This window comes from Phormidium pseudopriestleyi FRX01 (assembly GCF_017313335.1).
Lineage (GTDB): Bacteria > Cyanobacteriota > Cyanobacteriia > Cyanobacteriales > Laspinemataceae > Laspinema > Laspinema pseudopriestleyi.
The window spans coordinates 1-9,708 of record NZ_JAFLQW010000499.1 but is presented as its reverse complement, the minus strand read 5'-3'; the positions used below and the strand labels follow the sequence as shown (position 1 = coordinate 9,708).

Annotated in this window: 8 protein-coding genes and 1 pseudogene; 6 read left to right on the top strand and 3 right to left on the bottom strand. The window is 46.4% G+C overall.

The features are described 5' to 3' along the window. The 3 genes and pseudogenes from J0895_RS19060 to leuB all read right to left on the bottom strand — a co-directional run. Window positions 1–1,121: pseudogene (locus J0895_RS19060) on the bottom strand (hypothetical protein); the annotation flags it as partial. A gap of 1,225 nt (window positions 1,122–2,346) precedes the next feature. Then, window positions 2,347–3,213: a fructosamine kinase family protein gene (locus J0895_RS19055; protein WP_207089586.1), complete on the bottom strand. Its 867-nt coding sequence runs from the start codon at window positions 3,211–3,213 to the stop codon at window positions 2,347–2,349. A gap of 142 nt (window positions 3,214–3,355) precedes the next feature. Beyond that, on the bottom strand, window positions 3,356–4,441 hold the full coding sequence (gene leuB, locus J0895_RS19050; RefSeq protein WP_207089585.1) for a 3-isopropylmalate dehydrogenase: 1,086 nt from the start codon (window positions 4,439–4,441) through the stop codon (window positions 3,356–3,358). A 172-nt stretch (window positions 4,442–4,613) separates the two neighbouring features. Here leuB and J0895_RS19045 point away from each other — a divergent pair, with 172 nt between their 5' ends. From J0895_RS19045 to J0895_RS19020, 6 genes are all read left to right on the top strand, one after another. After that, on the top strand, window positions 4,614–5,348 hold the full coding sequence (locus tag J0895_RS19045) for a phosphatase PAP2 family protein (protein ID WP_207089584.1): 735 nt from the start codon (window positions 4,614–4,616) through the stop codon (window positions 5,346–5,348). Between the two features lie 94 nt (window positions 5,349–5,442). Beyond that, a complete protein-coding gene (locus tag J0895_RS19040; RefSeq protein WP_207089583.1) occupies window positions 5,443–6,246 on the top strand; it encodes a HEAT repeat domain-containing protein in 804 nt (267 codons plus the stop codon). 204 nt (window positions 6,247–6,450) lie between these two features. Continuing rightward, entirely contained in the window at window positions 6,451–7,902 is a 1,452-nt protein-coding gene (locus J0895_RS19035; protein WP_207089582.1) for an RtcB family protein, read from the top strand. A gap of 5 nt (window positions 7,903–7,907) precedes the next feature. After that, entirely contained in the window at window positions 7,908–8,792 is an 885-nt protein-coding gene (locus tag J0895_RS19030; protein ID WP_207089581.1) for a CobW family GTP-binding protein, read from the top strand. 3 nt (window positions 8,793–8,795) lie between these two features. Then, window positions 8,796–9,227 (top strand): archease, encoded by a 432-nt coding sequence (locus J0895_RS19025; RefSeq protein WP_207089580.1) that lies wholly within the window; start codon window positions 8,796–8,798, stop codon window positions 9,225–9,227. A 164-nt stretch (window positions 9,228–9,391) separates the two neighbouring features. Beyond that, on the top strand, window positions 9,392–9,708 hold a 317-nt coding region (locus J0895_RS19020; protein ID WP_207089579.1), incomplete at its 3' end, for an S-layer homology domain-containing protein.

Below are 9,708 nucleotides of genomic sequence, written 5' to 3'. Positions count from 1 at the left end.
TGAGTAGCCATCCGTTGCATTTGACTCCGGAATTGTTGTTCGGAAGAACGTCTCACCGGGTCGAGGTAATCGCTATTTAAGGGGAGATTAACGACAACTAGAGGGATTTGTTTGCTGTTGGTAAATTGGGCGATCGCCTCTAATGCTCGGGTCTGTTCTCCCTGCAAGCTAAATGCCGCATAATCTCCATCATATTGTCCCGCTACTCGCGGATGTTTCTGATAATAAGTCTCGGGATTATAGCGATCGCTCACGGGAACGAACCCCGTGGGTTGCATTTGGTTGGGGGTCTGCTGGCCGATAAGCGCTTCCATTGTCGGCAGGGGGGGTCTCCCAGTTCCCGGGGTGGGTGCGCTGGGTCTTTGGTTGTTGCGACTATCTGCCGGGTCCCTTCGTCGGATCCACATCGCCTGTTGCGTCTCGTCATTATATGTAGCGGCAATTTCTTCTCTGACCTGGCCAAACCATACATTCATCGCTTGATAGGTGGTGGCAAGGGCTTCTCGGGGGTCATCATTGGTGGTGAGTGGGGGGGGCGGGTCGGTTTTCGGAAAGGCCCCCGGGACAATACTTTGCCGACGTCTGACTGGTCCGGTTCTCGTGGGGGTGGATGAACCTTCGGTTTGCAGGGGACGCACACCACTGGAGAGAAGGCGATACCCTTCGGATTCGACTATCGCTTGATAGGTGCGATCGGAACGACCATTATTAAAAGCTCTCACACCATCCGCCCAAATAATCAGTTTAGGGAGTTGATCCGGGGTCAAAATTCTCCGCAACACCAGGTCAATGACTTGGGCTGTGGCCCCATTAATACTAAAGTTATAAATTTTCAGTCCTGGATGTCCATAATGGGCTAAGGCCAGTTCTAAGGCGAGGGGGTCTACGCCTTGTAAGGCGCGGGAACTGCCGACGATTAAGATATCTGGAGGTCCGGATTGGTTCAACTGCTGCTGATAGCGGATCAGTTGTTCGTCGAGTCGCTGACTATTAAAGGAGGGGAAGGGTTGGGACTGGGATGCCCGGGCGTTGACGACTCCTTGCCCGATCGCCGGATGAATCCACAGGGTTTGAGTTGCGGCAGGGAGTGCGATCGCCACGGATAACAGTCTCAAAGTCACAAACGGGAGTCTTCTCATATCGCTAATTTGTTATGGGGGGAGTCATTACGGGGAACAAGGCAATCCTCTTGAACAGTTTAGCCAGTTCGTTATCGTTCCTTGCTTGTTTGCCTCGGACGGTTTTTTGAGGGGTTGAGGTTTCCGGGTCCCGCTAGGGCGATCGCCCTTCTCCAGCTTCCGCTGAGATCCGGGAAATCATTTTAGCTCAACTCATGCGTTTATACTGTTACAATCCAGGCCGTATCCCGCTCAACGGAATCGACAGAGGAAGTGGAGTGGAATCGGATAATTCCTGGATGCCAGATTGACCCAGGAGGGTGCTCCGGTTTGGATGCAGTCTCGAAAATGGGGACCCCAAAATCCCCGTAAAAAATTTGGAAAAATTTGCAAATCTTCACAAGATTTTCACACTTATTGATTATCTTGATAATTAACGAAGGTTCCAAACCTGTTCGTAACTTCTTTCAAAGCCCCTTTTAAAACCGCTGGCTGTATTGATGCCTTGTACAACCGTTTCTTGTACAAGGACTCAGCCAGTTTATAAAAATAATCCATAACCAGACCCACGAGGGTCTGGTTATATTTTTTGAGCTAATTTTAGCCCCTGGTTGCCGCATCAGGCGGAAATAAGATGCCCTGGTCTCGGGGACTCATACCCCTCAAAAAAAAATTCTAAAATTTCTCAAATCTTCATAAGATATTCACATTCGTTAATTATATTCATAAGCAATAAAGGTTTTAACTTCTTTTTAACTCATTTCAAAGCTCTTTTAAATTCCACTGGCTGACACTTGGTCGTTGCCCTGCCCTCTCGCATTCAATAATCGTCAGCTAGTCTATAAAATAAGCCCAGACCCCTCCGTGTCTGGGCCTATTATTTTGGAGGAGCATCCCGGTAGTGAACCCTAAATCTGATCCCATTTGTGGATGCAACCCTTGATGTTAAAGCGATTACCAGTAGAGGCGGCGACTCTCGTCTGAAGGCCAGAACCCCCTAAAAAATTTTTTTCAAAGTTCTGAAAATCTTCATCAGATATTCACATGAGTTGCTTATCTTGAAAACCAGCAACGGTTATTACCTTTTTTTGCTGCTTTCAATACAATTTTTAAAACCGCTAACTGGCACCCAATGACTGAAGCCCTCGCTCTTTTTTAATAACCGCCAGTTAGCTTATAAAAGAAGCCCAGATGCTCAAGCATCTGGGCTTCTGATTTGGGGGATAAGTTAATGCAATAGAGTGGCGATCGCCCGATTCGCTTGGGACCCATATCCGCCCCCAAATAAATTGAAATGATTCAAGATGTGATAAAGGTTATAAAGGGTTTTGCGCTGTTCATAACCCGCAGGCAAGGGCCAAACTTCGTTGTATCCTTGATAGAAGGCGGAGGAAAATCCCCCAAACAATTCGGTCATGGCAATATCAACTTCCCGATCGCCATAATAGGTGGCGGGGTCATAAATAGTAGGTTCCCCCGCTTGAGTCACTCCGGCATTGCCTCCCCATAAATCTCCGTGGACGAGAGAGGGTTCAGGGGTATGATTTGCTAATAATCTAGGAATCGCATCTAGGAGGCGATCGCCCTCGGGAAACTGTCCCCCTTTTCGCCGCGCCAATTGCAGTTGAAAACATAAGCGATGTTCCACCCAAAACTCGGTCCAATCTGTGCTCCAAGTATTAATCTGCGGCGTCGAACCAATGGTATTATTTCGACTCCAGCCAAATTTACCTGAACCGGAATGTTGATGCAACGCAGCCAGTTTGCGCCCCATTTCTCGGGAGACTGGGGCATCAGCGCGAGAAGCGAGTTCCATCCACTCTAAAACAATATAGGCTGAATCATTGGCAATGCCGGTACAAATCGGTTTAGGAACGCGAATGGTGTGGGTATCCCACATTTCCTGTAATCCCAATGTTTCCGCCTCAAACATGGGGAGTTCCACGGCGCGATTAAGTTTGACAAAATAGGTGCGATTGCCGCCCGTGACGCGATACCCTTGATTGATGCAACCCCCGCCCACGGAACGGCGATCGCCCAGGGCAAATTTCTCGGAGGTTACCTCAGCAATCTGTTTAGCAATCTTATCCCACATGATTCCTTTGTTAAGCATCCCTGAATGTTCTGAAATTGGGTTTTTAAATCCTAGCCCTGTCAAGGTGATAAATTTAATGACGAAAAATCGTTATTTCACGTAGGGGCCTGCGCATTGCGCCCCTACAAATACTTGACGGGGATTATCCCGCTAATGCCTCAAGTAAAGCATCACCCATTTGGCGACATCCCACCAGTTTCATGCCTTCGGACATGATATCTCCGGTGCGATATCCGGCATCGAGGACTTGGAGAACCGCTTGCTCAATTTTAGTGGCTGCTTCCGGTTGATCTAACCCATAGCGCAACATCATCGCGGCACTTAAAACTTGGGCGATCGGGTTCGCTTTATCCTGTCCGGCAATATCGGGTGCCGAACCGTGGACAGGTTCAAATAAACCCGGACCCGATGCACCTAAACTAGCCGAAGGAAGCATTCCAATACTACCCGTTAGCATGGCAGCAGCATCGGAGAGAATATCTCCAAACAGGTTGCCGGTAACAATGGTATCGAATTGTTTGGGCCACCGGACTAATTGCATGGCGGCGTTATCGACATACAGGTGAGAGAGTTCTACATCGCTGTATTCTTGGGCGAGTTGAGTGATGCGATCGCGCCAAAGTTGGGAGACATCTAGGACGTTTGCCTTATCGACGGAACATAATTTACCCTGGCGTTTCCGGGCAATCTCGAAAGCGACACGCCCAATTCGGTCAATTTCTGATTCCGTATAGGCCATTGTATTGACGCCGCGTTTTTCTCCGGTTTCTGTCTCGAAAATGCCTTTCGGTTGACCGAAATAAATGCCGCCCGTGAGTTCCCGGACGACCATGATATCCACGCCTTCGACGACTTCCCGCTTGAGACTGGAGGCATCCACCAGTTGGGGTAAAATGGTCGCAGGTCGTAAGTTGGCAAAGAGATCTAAACCCGCACGCAGTCCCAATAAGCCGGTTTCAGGTCGTTGGTGACGGGGGAGGTTATCCCATTTGTAGCCACCGATCGCCGCGAGGAGAACGGCATCGCTATCTTGGCATTGTTTGAGGGTTTCTGAGGGCAGGGGTTCGCCGGTGGCATCGATGGCGGATCCGCCGATCGCCGCTTCGGTGAAGGTAAAACTCAAGTCGAGTTGCTTTCCGACCAGGTTTAAGACGTCTACCGCGATCGCCATAATTTCAGGACCGATGCCGTCGCCGGGAAGAAGAGTTATGCGGTAGTTTTGGGTCATACTATGTTCTCAACAAGTTCTTGCAAATGATTCATCATATCCAAAAACTGTACCGTTTGAGACGGGGGCGATCGCATCTCATTCTCAGGTAAAATTTCTCCCAGAGTCTTTTCATCCTAAACTGAAGAAGGAGCATCTCGGGTTTAATTGAGTTTGATTATGTGGATTTAAGATGACGATTTTTAGGTTTCGGCAAAAAGCATCGCAGTTGGTTCGGTTTTGGCAGCAGCAATTTAATTCTCACTCATTGTTATCCCTTCAATCCCTGATGTTCATCAAGGGGATTCTGCTGTTTTTGCTGTCAATTGGAGTATTTTTGTATATTACCGATAGAGTCATAAACCTAGAAACTCGGGATTGGGATTTAGATATCATGCTTGCTATTCAGAAAACCCATATTCCCCTTCTGGACATCCTGATGAAAACCTTTTCTAATATAGGTGGACCTTTGGTATTGATAGGAATTTCTGTGGGATTGACGGTCAAATTTGGGTTCCGCAGACAGCGGATTGAATTGTTTGGATTGTTGTTGGCAGCTATAGGCGGGGCTCTGCTTAGTCTGCTGATTAAAGCCTGTTTCAATCGCAGCCGACCCCAGATATGGGCTATGATCGATGATCACTTGAATACCTCCAGTTATCCGAGTGGTCATGTGATGAATGGGGTGGTAATTTATGGGTTTTGTGGCTATTTGTTAGCCCGGTCTTTTCCCCGATGGCGGGGGTTGATTTATTTGGGAACTTTTTTACTGGTGTTGGCGATCGGTTGGAGTCGAATGTATGTCGGTCTGCATTGGCCCACAGATGTTTTAGCCGGATATGCCACGGGTTTTGCTTGGTTGAATGCCTCAATTTTTAGCTTTGAAATTCTCAAACAGCGGGAAGAAATTCGGCGCAAGCAGGTTTAATATTTTTTACATTTGCTGAATATTACGCCACTCAAATTTATTTTGTATGGCAAAATAGAAACATCGACCATAATTGATTGAGGAACAATAAATAATGAATTCACCCCATTATACTCACCCCGTTAGCCAACTGTTGACTTATGGGGAGTTGGAAATGTATGATTTCCAGAAAAGTTCCCATTATCTCGAAAAATTCGGATTGACAGAAGAACAGATTCCCGAATTAATTCGCATGGTAGGCGATTATGAATTACACGATGCAGATCCGGAGAGTCTGGAAGTTTGGGGACCCATTCATGCTTGGCGATCGCTGGCAGAACTCCGGTCAGAAACGGCGATTCAACCCTTACTCTCAGTGATTCACGAATTACTTGATCACGATTGGTTTAGAGACGAATTGCCTCATGTTTTGGCCCAAATTGGCCCAGCCGCAATTCCAGCTTTAAGAGATTATTTAGCCAATCCTGATTATGATGCCTCGGCCCGATCCTCTGCGGTCGATTCTCTGGAAGTGATGGCGAGTCAGCATCCAGAATTCCGGGACGAGTGTGTGAGCATTTTAACCGAAAGGTTGGCCTATTCTGATCCAGAGTCCCAAGTATTAAACAGTTTTATTGTTTACAGTTTAGTCGAATTAAAAGCGGTAGAAGCAGCTTCGGCGATTGAGGCAGCATTTGCAGGCGATCGCATCAATAAAGATTGGTGCGAAGATTGGGATACCGTCCAGGTCGAGTTGGGGTTAAAAAAACCTAAGAAAAAGCTTAAAAATCCCTCGGGGATTGCCGCATTGTTTGAAAAACATCACGAAAAACCTTCCAAACCCCAAGTCTCCTCCGGGTTTGGGTCCACTGTAACTCCGCAGAAGGCTGGGAATAAAAAGAAGAAAAAGCGCAAATAATCCACAATAATCCGGTATTCTATTGCGCTCTAGGGGCTAAAATAAAGAGTTAATAGTGGCGGTTGTCGAAATGATTTGCCTTCAAAATTTAACGAGAGTAGGCAAAAGACTCAGGCAACGGTTAGGATATACAGAATAGAGGCATAAAACCAAGTTTTATGCCCGCCTGTTGCTTTTCCAACTTTTTGCCATCAAAATAATTTTATGAAACCCCTAGAACGAATTTCTGACTATCTCTGGGAAATTCCCACCTCCTACAAACCCGGAATGCGCGTTCCCGCCCGAATTTATGCCACGGAACAGTTAATTCAAGAGATGGATGAAGCTGTGGCAGACCAAATCAGCAATGTGGCAACCCTGCCGGGAATTACCCGAAGTGCCTTATGTATGCCCGATGGTCACTTTGGCTATGGATTTCCCATTGGCGGTGTTGCCGCAATGGATATTGCCGAAGGGGGGGTCATTTCTCCCGGAGGCATTGGATTTGATATTAACTGTGGAATGCGTTTAGTCGTGACCAATCTCACAGAAAAAGAGGTAAAACCTCAGATTAAAAAAATAATCGATAAGCTGTACGAACGAGTTCCCGCAGGAGTGGGGAGTAAAGGCTTTGTTAAAGTCTCTCGCAATGAATTTCGCCAAGTGGTTCAAGAAGGCGCAAAATGGTGTATTAACCAGGGTTATGGATGGGATGAGGATTTAGAACTCACTGAAGAAAATGGCTGTATTGCCGGGGCTTATGCCTCTAAAATTAGCGACAAAGCCATCGATCGCGGTTGCAATCAAATTGGCACATTGGGGTCCGGTAACCACTATTTAGAAATTCAAGTCGCCCGTCCTGAAAATATTGTTAACAAAGAATTAGCCGAAGCCTTTGGGATTACCATTCCTAATCAAGTAGTGGTGATGTTCCACTGTGGCAGTCGCGGATTTGGGCATCAGGTGGCCACGGATTATCTGCAAGTCTTTCTCAAAGTTATGGAATCTAAATATGGGATTCATATTTTAGACCGAGAACTGGCTTGTGCGCCGTTTAATTCTCCCGAAGGGCAGGATTATTTTGCAGCCATGAAATGTGGATTAAATATGTCCTTTGCCAATCGTCAAGTGATTTTGCACCGGATTCGTGAGGTGTTTTCTGATGTGTTTGGACGGTCCGCTGAAGCATTAGGAATGCATCAAGTTTATGATGTGTCCCACAATACGGCGAAGTTAGAAGAACATATCGTGGATGGCAAAGCGCGATCGCTACTGGTCCATCGCAAAGGGTCTACTCGCGCCTTTGGTCCGGGAATGGAAGGCATTCCAGACCGCTATAAACCATACGGTCAGCCAGTGATTTTAGGCGGCAGTATGGAAACCGGATCCTATCTGTTAGCAGGGGTATCAACCGGGGCTCAAAGTTTCTTTAGTACCGCCCACGGTAGCGGACGAACCATGAGTCGAACCAAGGCGCGAAAACAGTGGAATGGGGAACAATTACAAAAAGATATGCAGAAGCAAGGGATTTACATTAGAACCACCTCCTGGCGGGGTTTAGCGGAAGAAGCTGGAGGCGCTTATAAGGATGTGGATGCGGTGGTTAAAGCTACGGAATTAGCGGGATTAAGTAAGCGCGTGGTTCGCTTAGTTCCAATTGGAAATGTCAAGGGATAATCACTATGAAAACACGCACTCCGATTACAGTCATTACGGGACCGTTAGGAAGCGGAAAAACGACCTTACTGCGCTATATTTTGGAAACGGTTCCCCGCAAAATTGCCATTTTAATGAATGAATTCGGCGAAATTGCCATTGATAGCAAAGTAATAGAAGGGAAAAATATTCAGATTGCCGAATTAGGCGGCGGTTGCGTTTGCTGTTCCCTAGCTGGGGAATTTGAGGCTGCTGTTGAGGAAATTCTCGAAACGATTCAACCCGATTTGATTGTGGTAGAAACCACCGGGGTTGCCGAACCTGATGCCCTGGTTTTTGACATCCAAGAAACTTTAAATCAAGTGATTTTGGATGGGGTGATTACGACTATTGATGCCGATGGGTTAGTCAAATATCCCCAGATTGGTCATACCAGCCGCTTGCAAATTGAATGGGCGGATTTTATCCTGTTAAATAAGGTGGATTTGGTCAATGAGGAACAATTAAGGGAAATTGAGGAAAAGCTCATTGAGATTAATCCGATCGCCCCAATTGTCAAAACCGAACGCTGTCAAGTCGATCCGGATTTGCTGTTTGGATTAAATCGCGATCGCATTCAAAAACCACCCCATCACGTTCATCAGCCAGAATTTGATTCCTTTACCTATACCTCAGACCACCTTTTCCGTCGTAACAGGTTTGAATTCTTCGCATCTACCTTAGAATCTGAGGTTTATCGCGCTAAAGGATTTATCCGGTTTGCTGAGGGGAGTTATTTATTTAATTGTGTGGCTGGACGGTGGGAATTGGAACCTTTTGAATGGGAGAAAACCGAGTTAGTCTTTATTGGCAAACAATTAGAAACTTGTCAATCTCAAATCATCTGGAGATTGCAATCCTGTGAGGAATAACCGATGCCTTATGAATTTTTAGAAGATGTGGCAACAGCGGATATTGCTTTTTTGGCCCAAGGTAAAGACTTAGAAGAAGTCTTCCTTGCCGCAGGAAATGCCACGATGAATGCGATGATTTTTGAGTTAGAAACCATTGCTTTGAACGAACAGCGTCAGTTCACCTTAGAAAACGATGAATTGGATATGTTGCTGTTTAATTATTTACAGGAATTCCTGTATTATAAAGACAGTGAACAGTTGTTGTTACTTGGACAACAGGTGGCGATCGCCCAGAAAGATGGACTGTATCAATTAGAGGCGATCGCCACAGGAGAAACCCTCGACCCCGATCGCCATGAACAGCGAGTTGATGTCAAAGCAGTCACCTTACATCAATTTAAACTTGAATCCACCCCAGAGGGATGGATAGCAAGGGTTATCCTGGATATTTAACGGCGGGTGTGAGGGATTAAAATCCAGGAGAGGCATTTAATTTTAGCCCGATAAAATTATCATAGGTCCCTGGATATCGGGGGAAAATTCCTGATTTGACAGTCATCTTCCTGTAAAAAAGGAAAGTCAAAGATACAGACTAACCAAACTTATAACCAGGGACAATGATGCCTCAAACTCAATCGAACCAAACCCCAATAGAACGAGTCTTGTCTATGGGTTGGATGTCTCATCCTGCCGAGGATGAAACCCTTGATGCCACCGCATCAGTTACTCGGTCAGAATTGGCCCAAGTTTTGGGAAAAGCGTTTAAGTTAGACCAACGCAGTACAGCGGAAAACCCAGAAATTTCAGTTCAAGATATGACGGGCGATCGCCCGGATTATGCCTCAATTCAAATCGCCTTAAAAACTGGCACAATGACCGTGGATAGTCAAGGCCGATTTTTCCCCGATCGCCCGGTAACTCGCGCCGAAGGATT